Here is a 23,402-nt window from a genome sequence, read left to right as displayed (position 1 = left end):
CGGTTGCGCGAGTACCTGCTCTGCCTGGTCGCCGCCGCGGCGGTCACCTACCTGACCATCCCGCTGGTCCGGGTGCTCGCCCTGCGTTGGGGAGCGATGGCAGGGGTCCGCGACCGCGACGTGCACGACACCCCCACGCCGCGGCTGGGCGGCCTGGCCATGGCGGCGGGTCTCATCGCCGGGCTGCTGCTCGCCCGGCAGTTGCCGATGATGAGCGACGTCTTCTCCGGCGGCTCCCGGGAACCGGTGGCGCTGCTGTCCGGAGTCGTCCTCATCGTGGCGCTGGGGATGGCCGACGATCGGTACGAGCTGGACTCGGCGACCAAGCTGGCCGGCCAGGTGCTGGCGGCCGGGGTGATGGCGCTGCAGGGCATCGCCATCGTGTGGCTGCCGTTCGGCGGCGCCTTCGCGCCGGATCCGGTGATGAGCGTGCTGCTCACCGTGCTGGTCGTGGTCGTGACGATCAACGCCATCAACTTCGTCGACGGGCTGGACGGCCTGGCGGCCGGCATCGTCGGAATTGCGGCACTGGCCTTCTTCGCCTACTCCTACCTGCTGTCGGTCGAGCTGGGATTCGAACGCGCGACGCTGGCGACGCTGGTGTCGGCGTGCCTGGCCGGCATGTGCGCGGGCTTCCTGCCGCACAACTTCTTCCCGGCGCGATTGTTCATGGGGGACACCGGGTCCATGCTCATCGGCCTGCTGCTGGCCACCAGCACCATCACGCTGTCCGGCCAGGTCGACCCGACCGCCTTGGAGGGCTCGATCTTCCTGCCGGCGTTGTTGCCGGTGCTGGTCCCGGTGGCGGTGATCGCCGTACCGCTGCTGGATCTGCTGCTGGCCGTCGTCCGGCGTACCCGCGCCCGGCGCTCGCCGTTCTCGCCGGACAAACTCCATCTGCACCACCGGCTCCTGGAGATGGGCCACTCGCAGCGCCGCGCCGTCCTGCTGCTCTACGCCTGGACCGCGCTGATCGCCGGGACCGTGGTCGCGATGGCCTTCGTCCCGGTCTGGCTCGCGTTGGCCGTCGGCGGCGTCGGGATCGGGACGCTGCTGATCGCCGTGCTGCGCCGGCCCTGGTTGCGCTGGTCGGCACGGCAGGCCGCCTGACCTCACATCGTCTGCGGCCAGCGGCATCCGCCGCAGGCGACCAGCGCGCCCGGTGGGGACGGGCGGCCGGGACGTCGTCGCGGCGAGGTGGCCCGGGAGACGGAGGGCGGCAGTCAGCCCGACCTGAGAGTTCTGTTAGCCTGCACGCACCCGAGCACGGCCGGCGTTCTCAGCTTCGCCGACCGCGACCCGAAGGCAGGCCCCCTGCATGCGCAGCACCGACGCCGCGACCTTGCGGGGCGCAGCCGTGCCGACCGTCATCGTCGGGCTGGTCGCCATCATCGTCTCCGCGATTGCCGCGTCCGGCAAGGGTGCGCTCGGGGCGGTCATCGGTACGGCCGTCGTCCTCGTCTTCTTCTCCGCCGGCCAACTGGCCCTGCAGCGGGTGCTCGCGACTCGGCCGGAGCTCAGCCTGACCGTCGCGGTCGCGCTGTACACGGTCAAGATCGCCGTGCTGTTCGTGCTGCTGCTGCTCTTCCAGGACACGACGGCCTTCGACACCAAGGCTTTCGCGCTGACCGTCGTCGCCTGCACCCTCGCCTGGACCACGGCCGAGGTCGTCCAGCACACCCGCGCGAAGCCGCTGTACGTCGATCCGGTCGACGGTCATCAGCCGGGGGCGTCGCGATGAGCCGCCCACCGCAATTCGGCTGGGGCGGCGGGTGGTACGGTCTCGGCGCCACGAAGACAGTGATCGATCCGGACGAGGCCCGCCGCAAGGCAGTCGACCCCTGGTCCGTGGTCGGACTGATCATCACCGGAATCCTGCTGTACGCCGGCGGCGGCTGGCTGCTCGGCGGCTGGCTGGGATTCCGCGACGTCTTCGTCGCCGGGGGCGCGCTTCTCGGAGCGGCCCTCGCGATCTACCTCGTGTACGCCCGACTCGGAGCCCCACGGCCCGAGCCTGAGACGCGGCAGCAGGACCGATGACGGTCTGCTGCCTGGAGGTTGTCGCGGCCATGAGCACAGCACTGTGCGTCCTGCCATCGCCCTGCCCGCAAGGAGTTCGCGGTGGCTGCTGACGTCCTGCTGGCCGCCGGACTGGACTGCCACCTCGACGGGTGCAGCTTCCCGGCGCCGGGCACGGAGATCTTCACGTTCGGCGCGGTGTGGGAGTTCACGCTCTTCGGCCAGCACGTCGTGATCAACAAGCCGCTGATCGTGCTGTTCGGGGTCGTCGTCGTGATCGCCGGCTTCTTCCTCTACGCGTTCCGCCGGCCCCGGCTGGTTCCGCGTGGCGCACAGAACGTCGGCGAGGTCGGGTACCTGTTCATCCGTGACGGCATCGCCCGCGACATCATCGGCAAGGAGGGCGACAAGTTCGTCCCGCTGCTGTTCACGCTCTTCTTCTTGATCTGGGGCCTGAACTTCGTCGGGATCGTGCCGTTCCTGCAGATCCCGGTCACGTCGATGTTCGCGATCCCGGTCGCGTTCGCCGCGTTGGTCTATCTGCTGTGGGTGCCACTGGGCATCTATTCGCAGGGCGTCGGCGGGTTCTTCAAGTCGATGACGATGCCGCCGGACGTGCCGAAGGGGCTGTACGTCCTGCTGATCCCGATCGAGTTCCTCTCCAACCTCATCGTCCGGCCGTTCACGCACGCGGTCCGGTTGTTCGCCAACATGTTCGCCGGTCACCTGCTGATCACGATCTTCACGGTGTCCGCGTGGTATCTGCTGTCGGCCAGCATCATCGGCATCCTCGGGTCAGCCGCCTCCTTCGTCGTCACGATCGCGCTGACCGGCTTCGAGATGCTGATCCAGGCGTTGCAGGCCTACGTGTTCACCCTGCTCACCGCCGTCTACATCTCCTCGGCGCTGCACGCCGAGCACTGACGGGCACTGCTCACCAGGTTTCCCCCAGACCGGCGGAAGGGCCGCCGGCCGAAGAAGAAAAGGACAGGACATGACGGAGCTCATCGCCGAGGTCACCGGCTCCATCGGGTCGGTCGGCTACGGTCTGGCCGCCATCGGTCCCGGCATCGGTATCGGCATCATCTTCGGCCAGGGTGTGCAGGCCATCGCCCGCCAGCCCGAGGCGTACGGCGTGATCCGGCAGAACATGATCCTGGGCTTCGCGCTGGCCGAGGCGCTCGCGCTCATCGGCTTCGTCGCCCCGTTCGTGTTCGGCAAGTGACGAACCGCTTCTTCGCGGCGACCTCGACGAGCTGAGGAACGATGCAGAACCTCCTGGCGGCCAGCGCCCACTCCGACGTGCCGAACGTTCTTGCTGTGCCCGTGCACGAACTCGTGATCGGGCTGATCTCCTTCTTCGTCGTCTTCGGCCTGCTGGCGAAGTTCGCGCTGCCCAAGATCAAGCAGACGCTCGCCGAGCGGACCGAGGCGATCGAGGGCGGCATCCGGCGCGCCGAGGAAGCGCAGGCGGAGGCCAACCGGCTGGCCGAGGACTACCGGGCGCAGCTGGCCGAGGCTCGCAACGAGGCCGCCGCGATCCGGGCGCAGGCGCAGGCGGACAAGACGGCCATCATCGAGTCGGCCCGCGCCGAAGCGGCCGAGGCAGCGGCGGCGGTGACGGCCCGCGCGGAGGCGCAGCTGCAGGCCGAGCGCGCTTCGATCCTCAACGGGCTGCGCCGCGAGGTCGGGGACCTCGCGGTCACGCTGGCGGGCAAGGTCGTCGGCGAGAGCCTGTCCGACGACACCCGCGCGGCCGCGACGGTCGAGCGGTTCATCGCCGACCTCGAGCAGCAGGCGGAGTTGTCCGCCGAGGGGGCCGTGCGCTGATGATCGGAGCCAGTCGCGACAGCCTCGCGGCCTTGCGGGAGTCACTGGACTCCCGCCGGCTCGAGGCCGGTTTCGACCGCGTGCCGGCCGACCTGCTGGCCGTGTCGGACCTGTTGTCGCGGGAGACGTTGCTGCGCGCGGCTCTGGCCGACTCCGGCCAGAGCGAGCAGGCGCGCACGGCATTGGCGAACGAGGTGCTGGCCAGCCGGCTGGCTCCGACGTCGCTGGCCGTGGTCGTCGACGTCGTCCGCGCCCGGTGGTCCGAGCCGGGCGATCTGGTGAGCGCCCTGGAAGAGCTCGGCGCGCAGGCGGCGTTCACCCTGGCCGAGGCCGACGGCAGCCTCGACCGGGTCGAGGAGGAGTTGTTCCGGTTCGGGCGGGCAGCCGCGGCGAACCCGCAGTTGCAGATGGCCTTGACCGACCCCGGACTCAGCAGTGCGGCGAAGGCCGGGATCGCTCGCGACCTGGTCGCCGGCCGGGTCGCCCCGATGACCGCCCTGTTGCTGGAGGACCTGGCCGGGCATCTGCGCGGCCGCCGCGTGGACACCGCCGTTGCGCAGCTGTGCGACCTCGCTGCCGCCCAGCGGCAGCGGGTCGTCGCCGAGGTGACGGTCGCCGTACCCCTCGCCGCGGACCAGGCCCGCCGGCTCGCGGCGGCACTGAGTGTGTTGAAGGGCCGGCAGGTGCGTCTCAACGTGACCGTTGACCCGGCCGTGCTGGGCGGCGTGTCCGTGCACGTCGCCGACGACGTCATCGACGGCACCGTCGCCACCCGCCTTGAACAGGCCCGCCGCGCGCTGACCGACTGACCGCCCCGACCAGGACCGAGACGACCGCCGCCCTGCCGGGCGACCGACCGACCAGGAAGCAGGACACCATGACGGAGCTGACGATCCGACCGGAGGAGATCCGGGATGCGATCGCGCGGAACGTCGCGTCGTACTCGCCGCAGACCGCCCGCGACGAGGTGGGCCGGGTCGTCGAGACCGGTGACGGCATCGCCCGGGTCGAGGGCCTGCACTCGGCCATGACCAACGAACTGCTGGAGTTCGAGGGCGGGCTGCTGGGTCTGGCGCTCAACCTCGACATCCGCGAGATCGGTGTCGTGCTGCTGGGCGACGGCTCACGGATCGAGGAGGGTCAGACGGTCCGGCGGACCGGCGAGATCCTGTCGGTCCCCGTCGGGGACGGCTACCTCGGTCGCGTCGTCGACCCGCTGGGCAACCCCATCGACGGGCTGGGTCCGATCGCCGCTGAGGGCCGGCGTGCCCTGGAGCTGCAGGCGCCCACCGTCGTGCAGCGGCAGCCGGTCAAGGAGCCGCTGCAGACCGGCATCAAGGCGATCGACGCGATGACCGCCATCGGCCGGGGCCAGCGGCAGCTGATCATCGGCGACCGGCAGACCGGCAAGACCGCGGTCGCCGTCGACACGATCATCAACCAGCGCGAGAACTGGGCCAGCGGCGATCCGGCCAAGCAGGTCAAGTGCGTGTACGTCGCGATCGGCCAGAAGGGCTCCACCATCGCCGCGGTCAAGGGCGCCCTGGAGCAGTACGGCGCGATGGAGTACACGACCATCGTCGCGGCGCCGGCCAACGACCCGGCCGGCTTCAAGTACCTCGCGCCGTACACCGGCTCGGCCATCGGCCAGCACTGGATGTACAACGGGCAGAACGTCCTCATCGTCTTCGACGACCTCAGCAAGCAGGCCGAGGCGTACCGCGCGGTGTCGCTGTTGCTGCGCCGCCCGCCGGGCCGCGAGGCGTACCCCGGTGACGTGTTCTACCTGCACTCGCGGCTGCTGGAGCGCTGCGCGAAGCTCAGCAACGAGCTCGGCGGTGGCTCGATGACCGGCCTGCCGATCATCGAGACCAAGGCCAACGACGTGTCGGCGTACATCCCGACCAACGTCATCTCGATCACCGACGGCCAGTGCTTCTTGGAGTCGGACCTGTTCAACTCCGGTGTCCGCCCGGCCATCAACGTCGGTATCTCGGTGTCCCGCGTCGGCGGCTCGGCCCAGATCAAGGCGATGAAGGCGGTCGCCGGCCGGTTGCGGCTGGACCTGGCGCAGTTCCGTGAGCTGGAGGCGTTCGCCGCCTTCGGCTCCGACCTCGACGCGGCCAGCAAGGCCCAGCTGGGCCGCGGTGCCCGGCTGGTCGAGCTGCTCAAGCAGTCGCAGTACAGCCCGTTCCCGGTCGAGCGCGAGGTCGTGTCGGTCTGGTCGGGCACGACCGGCCAGCTCGACGACGTCCCGGTCGAGGACATCCGCCGCTTCGAGGCGGAGTTCCTCGACTTCGTCAGCCGCCACCAGCCCGGGGTGTTCGAGACCATCGCCTCGACCCGGGACCTGTCCAGCGACACCGTGGCGCTGCTGGAGTCGGCGGTCGCGACCTTCAAGCGGCAGTTCACCACGACCGCCGGCCACACCCTGGTCAACGACGAGCCGGTCGAGGCGCTGGCCGGCGAGCAGATCGACCCGACCCAGATCACCCGCGTCGTGCGGCAGGGCTGAGCGGCCGGTATGGGTGCGCAGCAACGCGTCTTCCGGCGGAAGATCCGCTCGGTACAGGCGACGAAGAAGATCACCAAGGCGATGGAACTCATCGCCTCGTCCCGGATCGTCAAGGCGCAGCAACGGGTCACCGCGGCGTTGCCGTACACCCAGCGGCTGGCCGCGGCGATCAGCGCCGCCGCGTCACACACCGCGGGCATCGAGCGGCATCCGCTGATCGCCCCGCACGGGCAGTCCACGCGGGCGGCCGTGCTGATCGTGACCGCCGACCGCGGTCTGGCCGGTGCGTACTCGGCGAACGCCCTGAAGGAAGGCGAGGCGCTCACCCGGCACCTGCGCGAGGAACGCGGGCTCACCGTCGTCCCGTTCCTGGTGGGGCGCAAGGCGGTGGCGTTCTACCGCTTCCGGGACCGTGAGGTCGCCGCGGAGTGGACCGGCTTCTCCGAGCAGCCGTCGTACGCCGACGCCAAACTCATCGCCGACACGTTGCTCGAGCGGTTCCTGTTGCCCACCGCCGAAGGCGGCGTCGACGAGATCCACGTCGTCTACACGATGTTCGAGTCGATGGTCACCCAGCGGGCGACCGTGCGGCGGATCCTGCCGCTGGAGGTCGTCGAGCAGGTCGTCGACACCCACGATTCGCCGGCCGGCCATGGTCCGGAGGGCGGCAAGCCGATCTTCCCGCTGTACGAGTTCGAGCCGTCGGCCGAGTCCGTGCTGGACGCCCTGCTGCCCAAGTACATCGAGAACGTCGTGTACACCGCGCTGCTGTTGTCCGCGGCGTCCGAACTCGCCGCTCGCCGCCGGGCGATGAAGTCGGCGACGGACAACGCCGAGGAGCTCATCAAGACCTACACCCGGCAGGCCAACCAGGCCCGTCAGGCCGAGATCACCCAAGAGATCAGCGAGATCGTCGGCGGCGCCGACGCTCTGGCGTCCGCCACCGCAGGAAGTTGAGGAAGGCCATGACCGCAACGACCCAGTCCGCCACCGGTGTCGGGCGCGTCGCCCGGGTGACCGGCCCGGTCGTCGACGTGGAGTTCCCCGTCGAGGCCATGCCCGAGCTGTTCAACGCGCTCACCGTCGAGGTGTCGTTCGCCAGCGGGGAGCAGGAGGCGACCGCGCGCACCCTCACCCTCGAGGTGGCGCAGCACATCGGCGACAACATGGTGCGGGCGATCTCGATGCAGCCCACCGACGGCCTGGTCCGCGGTGCCGATGTCGTGGACACCGGTGCGGCGATCTCGGTCCCCGTCGGCGACGTGACCCTCGGGCACGTGTGGAACGCGCTGGGCAAGCCGCTGGACGTGCCGGAGTCGTCGCTGCAGATCACCGAGCGCCGGGGGATCCACGCTCACGCGCCGTCCTTCGACCAGCTGGAGTCCAAGACCGAGGTCTTCGTCACCGGCATCAAGGTGATCGACCTGCTGACCCCGTACGTCAAGGGCGGCAAGATCGGCCTGTTCGGCGGCGCCGGCGTCGGCAAGACCGTGCTCATCCAGGAGATGATCAACCGCGTCGCCGAGCAGTTTGCCGGTGTCTCGGTGTTCGCCGGAGTCGGTGAGCGCACCCGTGAGGGCAACGACCTGTTCGGTGAGATGACCGAGTCCGGCGTCATCAACAAGACCGCGCTGGTCTTCGGCCAGATGGACGAGCCGCCCGGTACCCGGCTGCGGGTCGCGCTGTCGGCGTTGACGATGGCCGAGTACTTCCGCGACGTGCAGAAGCAGGACGTGCTGCTGTTCATCGACAACATCTTCCGCTTCACCCAGGCCGGCTCCGAGGTCTCGACGCTGCTGGGCCGGATGCCGTCGGCGGTGGGGTACCAGCCGACGCTGGCGGACGAGATGGGCGAGCTGCAGGAGCGGATCACCTCCACCCGCGGTCACGCGATCACCTCGCTGCAGGCGATCTACGTGCCCGCCGACGACCTGACCGACCCCGCGCCGGCGACCACCTTCGCCCACCTGGACGCCACGACCACGCTGTCGCGGCCGATTTCGGAGTTGGGGATCTACCCGGCCGTCGACCCGCTGGACTCGACGTCGCGCATCCTCGACCCGCGGTACGTCGGTGACGAGCACTACGCCGTCGCGGCGCGGGTGAAGGAGATCCTGCAGCGCTACAAGGACTTGCAGGACATCATCGCGATCCTCGGTATCGACGAGCTGTCCGAGGAGGACAAGGTCCTGGTGGGCCGGGCACGCCGCATCCAGCGGTTCCTGTCCCAGAACCTGTTCGTGGCCGAGCAATTCACCGGCCAGCCGGGCTCGTTCGTCCCGGTCGACGAGACCATCGCCTCGTTCAAGGCGCTGACCGAGGGTGCCTACGACCACCTGCCGGAGCAGGCGTTCTTCCTGTGCGGCGGGGTCGAGGACGTCGAGCGCAACGCCGCCAAGCTGGCGGGCTGAGGTCGTCGTGGCCGAACTTCAGGTCGAGGTGGTCGCCGTCGACGGCAGCGTCTGGGACGGTGCCGCTCGGATGGTGGTCGCCAAGACGATCGAGGGCGACATCGGCATCCTGCCGGGGCACGAACCGGTCCTCGCGTTGCTGGCTGACGGCGTGCTGCGGATCCAGACTCCGGACGGAGCGACGATCGCCGTGGCGGTGCACGAGGGTTTCTTCTCGGTGGACTCCGATGTCGTGTCGGTGCTGGCCGAGAGCGCCGAGCTGGGCAGCCAGATCGACGTGGCGAGCGCCGAGGCGGCGCTCGCGGCGGCCCGAGCCGCCACCGACGACGACGGTGGTGCGGCGGTCCGCCGCGCCGAGTCGCAGCTGCGAGCTGCCGGCGCGCTGGGGCACTGAGCCACGGGCGATCACGGCGCCCGACGAAGCAGGGGGAGCGGATGGCCGGCGAACGCACGTACCCGGTGTTGCCCTGCGCGGACCTCGATGAGGCGCTGGCGTTCTACGCCGCCCTCGGCTTCACCGTCAGCTTCCAGCAGCGTCGTCCCAACCCCTACGCGGTGGTCGAGCTGGACGACATCGCGATCCACCTGTCCGCCATCGACGGCTTCGACCCGGCGACCTCGTACGGCAGCACGATCATCACCGTCGCCGAGCCCGACGAGCGCCACGCCGCCTTCAAGGCGGGGCTGCGGGCACGATTCGGCAGGGTTCCGGTCAAAGGGATTCCGCGGCTGCTCCCGCCGCGGCGCAAATCGGGCACCGCGACCGGGTTTTCGATAGTGGACGTCGGTGGCAACTGGCTGCGTTTCTACCGCACGGGCTCAGCCGATGACCAAGCAGCGCAACGGCGATCCGGCCTCGGCCGGGTGATCGACGTCGCCGCGCGGCAGGGGGACGCCCGCGGCGACGCCGCGCAGGCGATCGCCGTACTCGACGCGGGGTTCCTCCGGCACCCTGACGCCCCGCCGGCGGACCGGTTCGAGGCTCTGCTCTACCGGGCGGAGCTCAAGGCGCGCCTGGATCTGGACGCGGCCTCCGACCTCGCCGCGGCAACGGCACTGCTCACCGAGCACGATCTGGGTGCCGACGCGGTGTCGGCGTTGGCGGCCGCAGCCGAGTCGACAGGCTCCTCGACCAGCTAGCCCGGTTCGGCGGCTGTCCGATCGCCCCCGGGCTGCCACAGCACGTCGCCGGCACCGTCGGTGTTCGCGCCGCGGGCGAGGATGAACAGCAGGTCGGACAGCCGGTTCAGGTAGGTCGCGGTCAGCGGATTCATGCTCTCGCGGTGCTCTTCTAGTGCCCGCCAGGTCGCCCGCTCGGCGGTGCGTACGGCGGTCCGCGCGACGTGCAGCAAAGCCGCGCCCGGCGAGCCGCCCGGCAGCACGAAGGACCGCAGCGGCGTCAGCCGGCCGTTGTGGTCGTCGCAGGCGGCCTCGAGCGCATCGACGTACGACGGCAGGACGCGCAGCGCCGGGAAGGCGGGGTCCGGGACGACCGGCGTACACAGGTCTGCGCCGACGTCGAACAGTTCGTTCTGGATCCGGGTGAGCAGGCCCCGCACGGTCGGCTCCAGCTCGCCGAGTGCGAGGGCCACGCCGATGCGGGAGTTTGCCTCGTCGACCTCGGCGAAGGCGACCAGCCGGCTGTCGTTCTTCGACGTCCGGCTCATGTCCCCGAGCGCCGTCGTGCCGTCGTCGCCGGTCCGCGTGTAGATGCGGGTCAGGTTGACCATGCGCGCAGCGTAGACCGCCGGAGTTGCCCCATTCGGCGCACTCCGGTTGCGCGGCGCCGCCTGGCTTCCGGCCTACGATTCCCGGCATGACCGAGGTCCGCGCGGCTGCGCTTCGCGTGGTCGGCGGCTCGCGCCTGGCCGGGCAGGTGAGCGTCCCCGGAGCGAAGAACAGCGTGCTGAAGCTCATGGCCGCCGCGCTGCTGGCGCAGGGCCGTACGACGCTGACCCGGGTGCCGGACATCCTCGACGTCACGATCATGTCCGCGCTGCTGCGACGGCTGGGCTGCGCGGTGGACCACGACCCCGGCCGCGGCGAGGTCCGCATCGACGTACCGGAGCGGCTCTCGCACCGCGCCGACTACGACCTGGTCCGGCGGATGCGGGCGTCGATCTGTGTGCTCGGTCCGCTGCTGGCCCGATGCGGCGAGGCCGACGTGGCGATGCCGGGCGGCGACAACATCGGCTCGCGCGGCCTGGATCTGCACGTCGCAGGCCTGCAGCGGATGGGTGCGCAGGTGCGCAGCGAGCACGGGTACCTCGTCGCGGCCCGGCGGCGCCGGCTGCGCGGCGCGTCGATCTGGCTGGACTTCCCGAGCGTCGGGGCCACCGAGACGCTGCTGATGGCCGCGGTCACCGCGCAGGGCACCACGGTGATCGACAACGCGGCCCGGGAGCCGGAGATCATCGACATCGCCCGGATGCTGGAACAGATGGGCGCCAAGATCGACGGCATCGGGACCTCGACACTGCAGGTCGACGGTGTCGATGCGCTGAGCCCAGTGGTGCACCGGACGTTGCCGGACCGCATCGTCGCCGGCACCTGGGCGGTCGCCGCCGCGCTGACCGGGGGCGATGTTGTGGTGCGTGACGCGACGGCGTCCCATCTGGAGATCGCTTTGGACAAGCTGACCACCGCCGGCGCGCAGGTCGAGCTGGTCGACGACGGGTTCCGCGTCCGGATGGACCGCCGGCCCACCGCGGTCGACATCGTCACGCTGCCCTATCCGGGATTCCCGACCGATCTGCAGCCGCAGTTCATCGTGCTCAACGCCGTGGCCGAGGGCACCGCGATGGTGACCGAGAACCTCTTCGAGGCGCGGTTCCGCTTCGTGCACGAACTCGCCCGGCTCGGCGCCGACGTCCGCACCGACGGGCATCACGCGCTGGTGCGTGGCCGGGACCGGCTGTCCGGGGCACCGGTCGAGGCGACCGACATCCGCGCCGGAGCCGCGCTCGCGTTGGCCGGTCTGGTGGCCGACGGGGTGACCGTGGTGCACGAAGCGCACCACATCGACCGGGGGTACGACCGGTTCGCCGAGCGGCTACGGCAACTCGGGGCGAGCGTCACCGTCCAGGACGGTACGAGCGGGAGCGGGGCCGATCGTCTGCCCTCGGAATGATTCGGGGCCCGTCGGATCGCTCGTGCTCGACCCTGCCTGATCTACCCTCCTCGCATGGTGGGCGTCGCCGCGGAACAGGCCTCGGTCGAGGGGGCTGTCGAAGCTGAACAGACTGTGTCGGCTCGACCGGCCCGGCAGCAGCCCGAGCAGGAGGGGCCCGACCTGCCGGACAGTGTGATCGCCCCCGACGACCTGGCGCTGCTGCTGTACCGCGCTGCGCAGTCGATGCGGCTGCGGATGGACCGCATCGCGCGGCACTGCGGGCTGGGCGACAGCCGGGACTGGGTGGTGCTGGCGGTCCTCGCCGACTCCGAGCAGCCCACCCAGCTGGCGCTCGGACGCGTCGTCGGTGTCGACAAGACCACGCTGACCGCGGTGCTGGACCGGCTCGAACGCAACGGTCTGGTACGGCGCCGCCCCGACCCGCATGACCGGCGGGTACGGATCCCCGAGGTCACCGACGCCGGGCGCGGCGTGGTCCGGCGCGTCGAGGTCGCGCGGGCGGATCGGGAGGCGGAGGCCGTCGACGGGCTGAGCGCCGCCGAGCAGGACCTGCTGCGCGAGGTACTGCTGCGTCTGGTGACGACACCGGCCGCCTTGGGCTGACGCAGCAGCACGGGTACACCCGCCGTGGGTTGCCCCGGCCGGACGGCGTCAGGCGCTCGGCGCGCCTGCGGCATCGCGAGCGCCTGCGGCATGGCGAGCGCCTGCGGCATCGCGCCACTCGCGGTCAGAAGAGCCGCAGCCCCGGGTCGTCGGTGCCGCGCAGCGCTTCGTAATCCAGGACGACACACCGGATACCCCGGTCGGTGGCCAGCGTGCGCGCCTGCGGCTTGATCTCCTGCGCAGCGAACACTCCGGTGACCGGGGCGAGCAGCGGGTCGCGGTTGAGCAGGGCAAGGTAGCGCGTGAGCTGTTCGACGCCGTCGAGTTCGCCGCGGCGCTTGATCTCGACGGCCACGCTGCGGCCGTCGGCGTCACGGCACAGCAGATCGACCGGGCCGATAGCGGTCGGGTACTCCCGCCGTACCAGCGTCCAGCCTTCCCCGAGAGTCGACACGTGCAGGGCCAGCAGCTGCTGCAGATGAGCCTCCACGCCGTCCTTCTGCAGGCCGGGATCGACCCCGAGCTCGTGGTGGGTGTCGTGGACCACGTCGTGGACGGTGACGACCAGCCGTTCCAGCGATCGGCTGGTCACCGTCCAGGTGCCCCGGCCGTCCGCGTCGGTATCCACGACCAGCTGGCACGGCGCGCTCATCCAGTTCAGCGGCTTGTACGAGCCGCCGTCCGCATGGATCAGCACGCTGCCGTCGGCCTTGACCAGCAACAGCCGGGTGGCCTCGGGCAGGTGGGCCGAGACCCGGCCGGAGTAGTCCACGGTGCACCGGGCGATCACGAGTCGCACGGCGGAACGCTAGCGTTGCCGGGCGGGTTGCAGCGCTGGGGAAGCGCTTCGACGGTGGGGACGGATCGGATGGGACGACGTAACCGGCGGCAACCGGAGTCCGGCGGCGCCGGGCCGTTGGCCTGGTCGGCGCCGGTCACCGAAGAAGGCCCCGACGGCAGCTGGGTGGTCCGGCCGGTGAGCGGCGCCGCGGCAGCCAAGGTCTACCGATGCCCGGGCTGCGATCACGAGATCGCCGTGGGGGTGCCGCACGTGGTGGCGTGGCCGGCCGACCGGCCTGACGGCGCCCAGCTGCGGCGGCACTGGCACACTCCCTGCTGGTCGGCGCGCCACCGCCGACGCCCGCGTTAGTCCAGCGCCGGCCGAGCCGGAGGGGATCAGCCGTGCCGCCCATCGTCGCCAACTCGGTGCTGCCGGCTCACCGCGAGCCGCTGTCGCTGCTGACCGGCGACGGGCTACGGCTGGTCGGTGAACTGGCCAGTCCGGTCGCCGGCCGTCCCGTGGCCACGCTGGTCTGCGTTCACCCGCTGCCGACCGCCGGCGGGATGATGGACAGCCATGTCCTGCGCAAGGCGGCATGGCGGTTGCCCGCGCTGGTCGGTGTCGCCGTCCTGCGCTTCAACACCCGGGGGACGTCCAGCGCGGCCGGGACCAGCGAAGGGACCTTCGACGCCTCGGGGGCCGAGGGACTCGACCTCGCCGCGGCTATCGCTGAGGTCGGCCGGCGCGGCCTGCCCGCGCCGTGGCTGCTGGGCTGGTCCTTCGGTACCGACGTCGTGCTCCGCCACGGCGACCGCGACCCGGTCCGCGGCGCCATCCTGCTGTCCCCGCCGCTGCGATGGTCGACCGACGACGATCTCGACCACTGGGCCGGCTCCGGCCGGCCGCTGGTCTGCCTGGTGCCGGAACTGGACGACAACCTGCGGCCGGACGACGCGCGGGCGCGGTTCGCGCGGGTGCCGCAGGCTGTCGTGGAGGGCATCGCGGGAGCGCGGCATCTGTGGCTGGGGGAGCCGTCGGTGCGGACCGTCCTGGACCGGGTCGCCGACGTGGTCGTCCCGGGTTCGGCGCCGTTGCCGCGCGAGTGGGACGGGCCGGCGACGCGATGGGACGACCTGGCGGCGATCGACGGCGGCTAGCCTGCAGCGGTGATCGTCGATCTCGGGTACGACGACGTAGGTACCGGCCCGGCCGTCGTCCTGCTGCCGGCGTTTCCCTTTCCCCGGCAGATCTGGCAGGCCCAGCGCGACGCTTTGGCGCAGCAGGGCTGGCGGGTGCTGACGGTGGACCTGCGCGGGTTCGGCGAATCGGCGCTGGGCGACGACGAACCCGCTCTGCCGTACCTCGCCGGCGACGTCCTCGCGCTGCTCGAACGGCTGCGGATCGACCGCTGTGTGCTCGGCGGGGTGTCGATGGGCGGCTACGTCGCCATGGCGATGCTGCGGCAGGCGCCCGAGGTGGTGGCCGGCCTGCTGCTGGTGGACACGAAGGCCACGGCGGACAGCCCCGACGCCGCGGCGGTACGGCGACAGGAAGCCGACGCCGTCGACGGGTCTCGCTCGACGCAGCTGCTGGCGCAGTCGCTGCCCTCGCGGCTGCTCGGTCCGGTGACGCGGTCGCAGCGTCCCGAGCTGGTCGACCAGGTACGCGACTGGATCGCCGCCGCGAGCCCCGCGGCGGTCGCGTGGGCGCAGCGGGCCATGGCGACCCGGCCGGACTCCCTCGACGTGCTGGCCGCGCTCGGGGTGCCGGCGCTCGTGCTCTGGGGTGAGGACGACGTGGTCAGCCCGCAGGCGGAGCAGGCAGCCATGCTGGGCGTCCTCAGCCGGGGGACGGCCGTCGCACTGCCCGGCGTAGGGCACCTCAGCCCGTTGGAGGCGCCCGAGGCCGTCACGGCCGCGATCGCCGGGTTCATCGGCCCGCTGCGCCCGCCGTACGTCTAACCCGACGTACGTCGAGGACCCCGCCGTACGGCGACGAACCGGGCGGGTCAGGAACCGATGGCGGCGGCGATCATTTCGGCGTATGCGTGCATGCCCGGCCCGGTCAGGTGGACGCCGTCGGCCACGAAGTACTCCGGATGCCCGGTGGACACCGCACGCCAGTCGGCGATGACGGCGTTGGGGAAGCGGGGGACCACGGCGGCGATCGTGGCGTTGTTGTCGTCGCGCCAGGAGCGGGGGACCGCATCGTTGATGATCACGACGCGGCTGCGGTCGGCGAGGGTGGTGAGCATCGTCGAGAGCATGTCCTCGGGCACCACGCCGTTGGTCCCGGTGTGGATGACGACGACCGGCGCGAGTTTGCCCGCGGCGGCGAACTTCTGCACCCGCGCCAGGATCGTGCCGGTCTGCCGGGCGACGGCGGCGTCGATGGCGATGCCGGGGAACTGGGTTCGCAGCGTGGTCCGGGCGCCCAGCATCACCGAGTCGCCGATCCCGGTGACCGTGCCCACCGCGGGAGCCGTGGTCGGTCCGGAGTGCGGGGTCTGACCGGTCCCGGGCGGCGGGTCGCCCTTGCCCGGGTCGGTGCCCGGATCGGAGGTGTCCGGACCGCCGAGCTCACTGGTGCCCGGATCACTGCTGCCCGGATCACTGTCGCCGGGGTCGGCGCTGCCCGGGTCGGCGCTGCCCGGGTCGGCGGGATCGTCCAGGCTGACCGACTCGATATCGACACCGCCGAGCGCGGCGGCGTCCGGGGCGGGAGCAGTGGCGAGACCGGCGGCGATCGCGACGACCGCGATCGAGCCGGCGACACCCACCACCGCGGCGCGGCGCATCGCTGCGGCCCGGCGGACCGCGTCGCTGTCGCGAACGGCGTGCCACCAGCGGCCGAGGACCCCGCGCCGTACCGGGAGTTCGACGAAGCGGTACGAGAGGTCGGCTATGACGGCGGTCAGCCCGAACCGCAGGGCCAACAGTGCGAAGCCGTCCACCGGGAGGTCCAGCTCGGGGCGGGTCACCAGGAAGATCGGCCAGTGCCACAGGTAGAGGCCGTACGACCGCTCGCCGATCCAGCGCATCGGCGCCACGCCGAGCCACCGGCCCAGTTGCGCGCCGGGATGGCTGGCGGCCGCGATGAGGATCGCGGTGACCACAGCCAGCACGAGGAAGCCGCCCCGGTACAGCGCCGGCGCGTACTCACCGACGCTGAGGAAGATCGCCACGACGGCCGCCAGCGCCAGCAGGCCGACGGCGTCGATCGCCGCCGCGGCGCTGGGCTGCAGCCGTTCCCGGAAACGATCCGGGCGCCAGACGGTGGCCAGCGCCGCACCCACCAGCAGGCCCATCGCGTGGGTGTCGGTGCCGAAATACGCCCGGCTGGGATCGTGGTCGACCGGGAAGCCGTACCGGACCGACACCACGGCCATCCAGATCGTCGAGGCGATCGCCCCGACGACGGCCACGATCATCACCGCGCGGCGGCCGCCCCAGCGCAGCGCTGCGAACGCGATGACCGGCCAGATCAGATAGAACTGCTCCTCCACCGCCAGCGACCACAGGTGCTTCAGCAGCGGCGGCCGGCCGATCGCCTCGAAATAGGACTGGTCGGCGAGGATGTACCACCAGTTCGTGACATAGCCCAGAGAAGCCGGAATGTCCTGTCGCACTTGCGATGCGGCATCCCGGACGAACCACGCCGCGGCGATGCCGACCACCAACAGCATGAGCAGCAGTGCCGGGAGCAGTCGGCGTGCGCGGCGGAGGTAGAAGGCCTTGAAATCGATGCCGCCCCGGCGGGCGTATTCGGTGAGCAGCAACGACGTGATCAGGAACCCGGACAGGACGAAGAAGACGTCGACCCCGAGGAAGCCGCCGCGGACCCAGCTGACATCGCCGTGGTAGAGCATCACCCCGACCACGGCGATAGCCCGCAGCCCGTCCAGTCCGGGCAGGTAGCGCAGTCCGCGGTGCTCGGTGCTGACCGGCCCGGTGGCCGAGCCGGTCGCGTTCGACGATGTCCCGGTCGCCGAGGCCCCGGTCGAGGCCGTCCCGGTCGCGGTCACGCGGCCTCCTCGGGGCTGGACAGCGGGACACCGGACGCCGGAGCCGGACGGACAGCGGCAGCCACCGCTCAGCGAAGCGCCGACGGACTCGCAGCACAGCTGACGGCGATGGCGGAGCCGGATTCCAGGACGGCCGGGGCGACCGTGTGGTTCCGGCGCGGCCCATGGTACGAGGCCGCACCGACTGTCCCGGGCGTGGCGCGGCCAGATTTCACCCGTCGAGACGCGTCGCCACCTCGACCTGCGGTCGAGGCCGAAGCCTGACCCTGTCGTTCACGTCGAGAACTCCCCGTTGCCAGCGCCGGCAGGGCGGTCAGGCGTGCGGAGCGGCAGCGTGATCCGCGGACCCCGGTTCACCGTGAGCGTCCGCGGCTGCCTCGACCAGCTCGACCAGAACCCCCCCGCAGTCCTTGGGGTGAACGAAGTTGATACGGGATCCTGCGGTGCCGCGCCGCGGGGTGTCGTACAGCAGCCGTACGCCGGCTGCCCGCAACCGGGCCGCGGCGGCCTCGACGTCGGTCACGCCGTACGCCATCTGCTGGATGCCGGGACCGTTGCGGTCCAGGAACTTCCCGATCGTCGAGTCCGGTGTCAGCGGCGCGAGCAACTGCACGTACGAGCCGCTGTCCCCGACGGCCAGCATCGCCTCGCGGACGCCCTGCTCCTCGTTGACCTCCTCGTGAACGACCTGCATGCCGAACGCGCGTGCATAGAACGCCGTGGCGGCGTCCAGGTCGGCCACGGCGATCCCGACATGGTCGAGCCGAGTCACGAGTGGTCCGAGGGTGCCGCCCAGGTCTGCGCCGGTGTCGCCGTCTGCCCCGCTCATTGCTTGCTCCCGCTGGTCGGTGGATCTCGTCGTGGATCGTGGTCGGTCAACCCTGCGGTACAGTTTCCGGTCGATATCGTCTCAGCCCGCGGCTGCGGGACCTGGAGGGGCTCATGTCGGGCACGGTGATCGTCAACGGGGCTCGTACGCCGATCGGCAAGCTCCTCGGTTCACTCAAGGGGAAGTCGGCGCTGGAACTCGGCGGCATCGCCATCGCCGCGGCGCTGGAGCGCTCCGGCGTCGCCGCGGACCAGGTCGACCGCCTGATCATGGGCCAGGTCCTGCAGGCCGGTGCCGGCCAGATGCCCGCCCGTAAGGCCGGCGTCCTCGGCGGGCTGCCGCTGACCGTGCCCTCCATGCTGGTCAACCGGGTCTGTCTGTCGGGCCTGGAGACCATCGCGCTGGCCGACCAGTTGATCCGCGCTGGAGAATGCGACGTGGTGGTCGCCGGCGGCATGGAGTCGATGAGCAACACGCCGCACCTGCTGCTGAACTCGCGGGAGGGCACGAAGTATGGCGACGCCGCCCTGGTCGACGCGATGAACTACGACGGGCTCGACGACACCTTCGACGGGGTGGCTATGGGCGCGCTGACCGATCGGGTCAATCGCGAGCGTCACCGCTTCACTCGCGAGGAGCAGGACGAGTTCGCGGCTGCCTCCCACCAGCGGGCCGCCGCGGCCGCCAAGAACGGCCTGTTCGACGCGGAGATCGTGCCGGTGTCGGTGCCGCAGCGGCGGGGCGAACCGATCGTGTTCTCCCACGACGAGGGAGTCCGTGCGGACACCACTGTCGAGTCGCTCGCCAGGCTGAAGCCCGCCTTCGCCGCCGACGGCACCATCACCGCCGGCTCGGCGTCGCAGATCTCCGACGGCGCGTGCGCCGTGGTGGTGATGAGCAAGGCCAAGGCCGAATCGCTGGGCCTGCCGTGGCTGGCCGAGATCGGCGCGCACGGCAGTGTCGCGGGTCCGGACAACTCGCTGCAGGAGCAGCCGGCAGAGGCGACCCGCCAGGCGTGCGCCAAGCAGGGGATCGACGTCGCCGACCTCGATCTGCTGGAGATCAACGAGGCGTTCGCTGCGGTGGGTATCGCCTCCACCCGTGCGCTGGGCGTCGACCCGTCCATCGTGAACGTCAACGGCGGCGCCATCGCGCTGGGCCATCCGGTCGGCATGTCCGGCGCGCGGGTTGCGCTGCACCTGGCCCTCGAGCTCGGCCGCCGCGGCGGTGGCACCGGAGTCGCTGCGCTCTGCGGCGGTGGCGGCCAGGGCATCGCGCTGGTCCTCACGGTGCCGTCGGCTTCGTCTTAGCGGGCGGCTGGCCGGACCGCTGCAGGCTGGTCTACCGACCGTTGCCTGCCGCGGCGCGCTCAGGCGGGAACTGGGGCGAGCGCCTCGACCGGTGTGGCCACCGGCGGGACCGGCATGGTCACCGAGCCGGCCGCGGCACGCAGCCAGACCGCGGAGCCGTCGCCCAGCGCCGCCGCCCTCGCCTCGGCGCGGGTCATGACGACCTGGACGACGTCACCGGCCACCTCGACGTCGAAGCGCATCTCGAAGCCCACCCGGACCGCCCGGACCACCCGCCCGGGTAGGGCGTCCGGCACCGGCGACGGATGAACCTCGACGTCGTGCGGTCGCACGAGATGACCGTCGAGCCGGGTGACGGCGCCCAGGAAGCTCATGACGAAGAAGTTGGCGGGTTCGTCGTAGAGCTGATCGGGACTGCCGACCTGCTCGATCCTGCCTTCGTTGATCACGACGATCTCGTCCGCGACCTCGATGGCCTCCTCCTGGTCGTGCGTCACGAAGACGGTCGTGACCGGGATCTCGTCGTGCAGGTGGCGCAGCCACTCGCGCAGTTCCTTGCGCACCTTGGCGTCCAGCGCGCCGAACGGTTCGTCCAGCAGCAGCACGGTGGGCTGTACAGCGAGCGCGCGGGCGAGCGCCATCCGCTGCCGCTGGCCACCGGACAACTGCGCGGGCAGCCGGTCGGCGAACTGCTGCAGGTGGACGAGTGTCAGCAACTCCTGCACGCGCTCGCGGATCTCGGCCTTGGGCGCTTTGCGGATCTCCAGGCCGAACGCGACGTTGCGGGCGACGGACATGTGCTTGAAGGCCGCGTAGTGCTGGAAGACGAAGCCGACGTTGCGCTTGCGAGCCGGCACCTTGGTCGCGTCGCGGCCCTCGATCGCGATGGTGCCGTGGTCGGCGTCCTCAAGTCCGGCGATGATGCGCAGCAGCGTGGACTTCCCGCCGCCGCTGGGACCCAGCAACGCGGTGAGCTGGCCGGTGGGGATGGAGACCGACACGTCGTCCAGCGCGACGAAGTCGCCGTAGCGCTTGCCGACCCCGGTGACCTCGATGCTCATGGTTGCTCCTTGTCGCGCTGGCCGGTGCGGGGCTGGTCGCTGCTGGGCTGGTCGCTGCTGGGCTGATCGGTACGGCGCTGGTCGGTGTGGCTGTGGCCGGTCCTGCCGCCGGGTACGGCACTCATCGTTGCCTCGACGTGTCCGGTCGCAGGAACGACACCACGATGATGCACGCGACGGACACCGCCGCGAGCAGGAAGGCGACGGAGTAGGCCGCGCCCTGCTGGAAGTCCTGGTACTTCTCCTCGACCAGCAAGGTCGCCGTCTGCGTCTGGTTCTGGAAGTTGCCCGACACGACCTTGACCGCACCGAACTCACCCAGCGAGCGGGCGAGGGTGAGCACGAGGCCGTACACCACAGCCCACTTGATCGCCGGCAGCGTCACGCGGCGGAACGTCTGCGCGGCGCTGGCGCCGAGGCTGGTCGCAGCCTGCTCCTGCTCGGTGCCGATCTCCTGCAGGATCGGTACGACTTCCCGGATGACCAACGGCAGCGAGACGAACGCGGTGGCCAGGATCATGCCGGGGATGGCGAAGATGACCTGGAAGCCAGCGCTTTCCAGCGCAGGACCGAACCAGCCGTCCCGGCCGCCGTAGACGAGGATCAGCGACAGCCCCACGACGATCGGCGAGACCGACAGCGGCAGGTCGAGCAGGGCGCTCAGCGTCCGCTTGCCACGGAAGTCGTAGCGCACCAACAGGATCGAGATGCCGACGCCGAAGACGGTGTTCAGCGCGACGGCCGCCAGCGAGACGAACACGGTGAGCCGCAAGGCGAACAGCACGGTCGGGTCGGTCAACGCCTCCCACACTGGCGCGAGGCCGGTCGCGAAGGTGTGTTGCACGATCATGAGCACCGGCCAGCCCACGAGCATGACCAGATAGACGATCACGATCGCCCGCAACAGGTAGGCCAACGGTCCCCTGCGGCGGCGGGTGCGCGCCGTACGCCGGGCCGGGCGATCGGCCTGCGGCCGGGGCGCGGCGATGGTGTCAGCCACGCTTGGCCACCCTTCGTTGGATCACGTCGAGCACCACGATGACCAGCAGCGACACCGCCAGCAGCACCGTCGCCACGGCGGCCGCCGAGGCGGTGTCGCCGTTCTCCAGGTACGTGAGGATGCGGACCGAGCCGACCTCGGTACGCATCGGGAGGTTGCCCGACAGCAGGACCAGCGAGCCGTATTCGCTCACGCCGCGGGCAAACGACAGCGCGGCACCGGCGGCGATCGCGGGAACGAGCGCCGGCAGGATGATCCGGCGGAACGTGGTGAACCGGTTGGCGCCCAACGACGCAGCCGCCTGCTCGACCTCGGGGTCCAGTTCGGCCAGGACCGGCTGCACGGTGCGCACGATGAACGGCAGCGTGACGAAGAGGAAGGCGAGGAAGACCGCCGCGCGGGTGTTGGCGACGTTGACGCCGATCGGGCTCTGCGGGCCGTACAACGACAGCAGCACCAGTCCCGCGACGATGGTCGGCAGGGCGAACGGGATGTCGATGAGGACTTCCAGCGCTCGCTTGCCGAAGAAATGATCGCGGACCAGGACCCACGCGATCAGTGGGCCGATCACGATGTTGATCACGGTGACCAGGCCGGCCTCCGCAATGGTCAACTGCAACGCCGAGAGTGTCTGCGGGTTGCTCAGCGTCGCCCAGAACTGCTCCCAGCCGCCCTTGGAGGTCTGTACCAGCACGGCGGCCAGCGGGATCAGCGCGAGGATGCTGAACCAGATCAGCGCGACGCCGAGGCCGACACGGGACGGCAGCGACAAGCCGACCGTGCCGGCCGGATGGTGCCGAGGCACCTTCCGGCCGGCACGAGGTGCAGCCGTCTGGGTCGTCACGACTTGCCGGTCTGCTGCTGGATCTTGGTGATGATGCCGTTGGTGGTGTCGAAGTACTTCTTGCTGACCGCGGACCAACCCTGGAAGTCGGTGTCGATGGTGAGCAGCTTCTTGGGCGCCGGGAACGGGTTGGCCGGGTCGTTGGCTCCGGTCACGGTGACCGACACGCTCTTGTCCAGCGGGCGGAAGCCCTTCTCGGCGTAGGCAGTCTGCCCGTCCTTGCTGAGCGCGTAGGTCAGGAAGGTCGCCGCCTTCGGGTTGCTGCCGACGGTGACGGCGGCGGGGTTCTCGATGAGCAACGTGGTGTCCGGGATGATGTAGTCGAAGTCGGCGTTGTTCTGGCGCGCCAGGATCGCCTCATTCTCGTACGAGATGAGCACGTCACCGGTGCCGCCCTGGAACGCGGTGGTCGCGTCGCGACCGCTGCCGGGCAGCGCCACGGTGTTCTGGAAGAACTTGGTCAGGAACGCCGTCGCATCGGCCTCGCTCCCGCCGTTGGCGGTCACGTGACCCCAGGCGGCCAGGATGTTCCACCGCGCGGCGCCCGACGAGCCCGGGTTGGGGGTGACGATGCCGACGCCGGGCTTGACGATGTCGTCCCAGCCCTTGATGTTCTTGGGATTGCCTTTGCGCACGACTAGCACGACCACCGAGTCGGTGAGGATCCCCTTGGTGGGCCCGTCGTCCCAGGTGTCGGCCACGAGCTTGGCGTCGACCAGCCGGGTCACGTCTGGCGTGATCGAGAAGTGGACCAGGTCGGCCTTGAGGCCGGCGGCGACCGCGCGGCTCTGGTCGCCGGAGGCGCCGTACGACGTGGTCCAGGTGACTCCGGCACCGTCAGGCGTCTTGCCCCACAGCGCCCGGACTGCGTCGTTGCCGGCCTTCGGGACGGCGAACCCGACCAGCGACAACTGGGTCGGCGTGGCACCGGTGCTCCCGGACGAGCCGCAGGCGGCGACGGCGAGCACGGCGGATGCCGCGGCTGCAACGCCGGCCAAACGGATGAGCTTTCGTCGGGACATCGGGGCGCCTCCAGATCGAC

The 23,402-nt window shown here is 70.8% G+C and carries 26 protein-coding genes; 18 read left to right on the top strand and 8 right to left on the bottom strand.

Annotated elements, in window-relative coordinates; translation table 11 throughout:
- Window positions 1–3: 3 nt before the first annotated feature.
- From EPO13_02355 to EPO13_02300, 12 genes are all read left to right on the top strand, one after another.
- Window positions 4–1,110, top strand: coding sequence for an undecaprenyl/decaprenyl-phosphate alpha-N-acetylglucosaminyl 1-phosphate transferase (locus EPO13_02355; protein TAK70726.1), 1,107 nt, complete (start codon window positions 4–6; stop codon window positions 1,108–1,110).
- Window positions 1,111–1,318: 208 nt separating this feature from the next.
- On the top strand, window positions 1,319–1,741 hold the full coding sequence (locus tag EPO13_02350; GenBank protein TAK70725.1) for a hypothetical protein: 423 nt from the start codon (window positions 1,319–1,321) through the stop codon (window positions 1,739–1,741).
- 107 nt (window positions 1,742–1,848) lie between these two features.
- Window positions 1,849–2,040, top strand: coding sequence for a hypothetical protein (locus EPO13_02345; GenBank protein TAK70809.1), 192 nt, complete (start codon window positions 1,849–1,851; stop codon window positions 2,038–2,040).
- Between the two features lie 81 nt (window positions 2,041–2,121).
- On the top strand, window positions 2,122–2,943 hold the full coding sequence (gene atpB / locus EPO13_02340) for an ATP synthase F0 subunit A (GenBank protein ID TAK70724.1): 822 nt from the start codon (window positions 2,122–2,124) through the stop codon (window positions 2,941–2,943).
- A gap of 70 nt (window positions 2,944–3,013) precedes the next feature.
- Complete coding sequence (gene atpE, locus EPO13_02335; protein ID TAK70723.1) at window positions 3,014–3,244, top strand: ATP synthase F0 subunit C; 231 nt, start codon at window positions 3,014–3,016, stop codon at window positions 3,242–3,244.
- Between the two features lie 41 nt (window positions 3,245–3,285).
- On the top strand, window positions 3,286–3,849 hold the full coding sequence (locus EPO13_02330; GenBank protein ID TAK70722.1) for a F0F1 ATP synthase subunit B: 564 nt from the start codon (window positions 3,286–3,288) through the stop codon (window positions 3,847–3,849).
- Window positions 3,849–4,658 (top strand): F0F1 ATP synthase subunit delta, encoded by an 810-nt coding sequence (locus EPO13_02325; protein ID TAK70721.1) that lies wholly within the window; start codon window positions 3,849–3,851, stop codon window positions 4,656–4,658. The genes EPO13_02330 and EPO13_02325 overlap by 1 nt, the downstream gene beginning before the upstream one ends.
- A 68-nt stretch (window positions 4,659–4,726) precedes the next feature.
- Window positions 4,727–6,364, top strand: a complete 1,638-nt coding sequence (locus EPO13_02320; protein ID TAK70720.1) for a F0F1 ATP synthase subunit alpha — start codon at window positions 4,727–4,729, stop codon at window positions 6,362–6,364.
- A 9-nt stretch (window positions 6,365–6,373) separates the two neighbouring features.
- Entirely contained in the window at window positions 6,374–7,321 is a 948-nt protein-coding gene (locus EPO13_02315) for a F0F1 ATP synthase subunit gamma (protein TAK70719.1), read from the top strand.
- Window positions 7,322–7,329: 8 nt separating this feature from the next.
- On the top strand, window positions 7,330–8,775 hold the full coding sequence (gene atpD, locus EPO13_02310; protein ID TAK70718.1) for a F0F1 ATP synthase subunit beta: 1,446 nt from the start codon (window positions 7,330–7,332) through the stop codon (window positions 8,773–8,775).
- Between the two features lie 7 nt (window positions 8,776–8,782).
- Complete coding sequence (locus tag EPO13_02305; GenBank protein TAK70717.1) at window positions 8,783–9,169, top strand: F0F1 ATP synthase subunit epsilon; 387 nt, start codon at window positions 8,783–8,785, stop codon at window positions 9,167–9,169.
- A 41-nt stretch (window positions 9,170–9,210) separates the two neighbouring features.
- Window positions 9,211–9,915, top strand: coding sequence for a hypothetical protein (locus EPO13_02300; GenBank protein TAK70716.1), 705 nt, complete (start codon window positions 9,211–9,213; stop codon window positions 9,913–9,915).
- Here EPO13_02300 and EPO13_02295 read toward each other — a convergent pair.
- Window positions 9,912–10,505 (bottom strand): cob(I)yrinic acid a,c-diamide adenosyltransferase, encoded by a 594-nt coding sequence (locus tag EPO13_02295; protein ID TAK70715.1) that lies wholly within the window; start codon window positions 10,503–10,505, stop codon window positions 9,912–9,914. The genes EPO13_02300 and EPO13_02295 overlap by 4 nt on opposite strands.
- Before the next feature lie 86 nt (window positions 10,506–10,591).
- On the opposite strand from EPO13_02295, the gene murA reads away from it, so the two are divergent.
- Together murA and EPO13_02285 are read left to right on the top strand one after the other, a co-directional pair.
- Window positions 10,592–11,905: a UDP-N-acetylglucosamine 1-carboxyvinyltransferase gene (murA, locus tag EPO13_02290; protein TAK70714.1), complete on the top strand. Its 1,314-nt coding sequence runs from the start codon at window positions 10,592–10,594 to the stop codon at window positions 11,903–11,905.
- Window positions 11,906–12,130: 225 nt separating this feature from the next.
- Entirely contained in the window at window positions 12,131–12,511 is a 381-nt protein-coding gene (locus EPO13_02285) for a MarR family transcriptional regulator (GenBank protein TAK70808.1), read from the top strand.
- A gap of 124 nt (window positions 12,512–12,635) precedes the next feature.
- Here the strand turns inward: EPO13_02285 and nucS are convergent, their stop codons facing one another.
- The gene (nucS, locus tag EPO13_02280; GenBank protein TAK70713.1) at window positions 12,636–13,310 is read right to left on the bottom strand and encodes an endonuclease NucS; all 675 of its coding nucleotides are present in this window, start codon (window positions 13,308–13,310) and stop codon (window positions 12,636–12,638) included.
- A gap of 69 nt (window positions 13,311–13,379) precedes the next feature.
- Between nucS and EPO13_02275 the strand changes: the two genes are divergently transcribed.
- The 3 genes from EPO13_02275 to EPO13_02265 are packed head-to-tail and all read left to right on the top strand — an operon-like array spanning window position 13,380 to window position 15,253.
- Window positions 13,380–13,661: a hypothetical protein gene (locus tag EPO13_02275; GenBank protein TAK70712.1), complete on the top strand. Its 282-nt coding sequence runs from the start codon at window positions 13,380–13,382 to the stop codon at window positions 13,659–13,661.
- A 32-nt stretch (window positions 13,662–13,693) separates the two neighbouring features.
- Window positions 13,694–14,449, top strand: a complete 756-nt coding sequence (locus EPO13_02270; GenBank protein ID TAK70711.1) for an alpha/beta hydrolase — start codon at window positions 13,694–13,696, stop codon at window positions 14,447–14,449.
- Between the two features lie 12 nt (window positions 14,450–14,461).
- The gene (locus EPO13_02265; GenBank protein ID TAK70807.1) at window positions 14,462–15,253 is read left to right on the top strand and encodes an alpha/beta hydrolase; all 792 of its coding nucleotides are present in this window, start codon (window positions 14,462–14,464) and stop codon (window positions 15,251–15,253) included.
- A gap of 47 nt (window positions 15,254–15,300) precedes the next feature.
- Here EPO13_02265 and EPO13_02260 read toward each other — a convergent pair whose 3' ends face one another.
- Together EPO13_02260 and mce are read right to left on the bottom strand one after the other, a co-directional pair.
- On the bottom strand, window positions 15,301–17,316 hold the full coding sequence (locus EPO13_02260) for an acyltransferase (protein TAK70710.1): 2,016 nt from the start codon (window positions 17,314–17,316) through the stop codon (window positions 15,301–15,303).
- A gap of 313 nt (window positions 17,317–17,629) precedes the next feature.
- On the bottom strand, window positions 17,630–18,145 hold the full coding sequence (gene mce / locus EPO13_02255; GenBank protein TAK70709.1) for a methylmalonyl-CoA epimerase: 516 nt from the start codon (window positions 18,143–18,145) through the stop codon (window positions 17,630–17,632).
- 113 nt (window positions 18,146–18,258) lie between these two features.
- On the opposite strand from mce, the gene EPO13_02250 reads away from it, so the two are divergent.
- Window positions 18,259–19,455 carry an acetyl-CoA C-acetyltransferase gene (locus EPO13_02250; protein ID TAK70708.1) on the top strand — a complete coding sequence of 399 codons (1,197 nt, stop codon included), beginning with the start codon at window positions 18,259–18,261 and terminating at the stop codon, window positions 19,453–19,455.
- A 59-nt stretch (window positions 19,456–19,514) separates the two neighbouring features.
- Here the strand turns inward: EPO13_02250 and cysA are convergent, their stop codons facing one another.
- The 4 genes from cysA to EPO13_02230 all read right to left on the bottom strand — a co-directional run bounded on the left by cysA (window position 19,515) and on the right by EPO13_02230 (window position 23,382).
- Window positions 19,515–20,516, bottom strand: coding sequence for a sulfate ABC transporter ATP-binding protein (gene cysA / locus EPO13_02245; GenBank protein ID TAK70707.1), 1,002 nt, complete (start codon window positions 20,514–20,516; stop codon window positions 19,515–19,517).
- Between the two features lie 121 nt (window positions 20,517–20,637).
- Window positions 20,638–21,516: a sulfate ABC transporter permease gene (locus tag EPO13_02240; GenBank protein TAK70706.1), complete on the bottom strand. Its 879-nt coding sequence runs from the start codon at window positions 21,514–21,516 to the stop codon at window positions 20,638–20,640.
- A complete protein-coding gene (cysT, locus tag EPO13_02235; GenBank protein ID TAK70806.1) occupies window positions 21,509–22,321 on the bottom strand; it encodes a sulfate ABC transporter permease subunit CysT in 813 nt (270 codons plus the stop codon). The genes EPO13_02240 and cysT overlap by 8 nt, the downstream gene beginning before the upstream one ends.
- 35 nt (window positions 22,322–22,356) lie before the next feature.
- Window positions 22,357–23,382 (bottom strand): sulfate ABC transporter substrate-binding protein, encoded by a 1,026-nt coding sequence (locus EPO13_02230; protein TAK70705.1) that lies wholly within the window; start codon window positions 23,380–23,382, stop codon window positions 22,357–22,359.
- Window positions 23,383–23,402: the final 20 nt, after the last annotated feature.

The sequence above is a fragment of the Actinomycetota bacterium genome (assembly GCA_004297305.1).
Taxonomy (GTDB): Bacteria; Actinomycetota; Actinomycetes; order S36-B12; family FW305-bin1; genus FW305-bin1.
The sequence above is the reverse complement of the archived record's forward strand: the minus strand, read 5'-3'. Positions and strand labels throughout refer to the sequence as shown.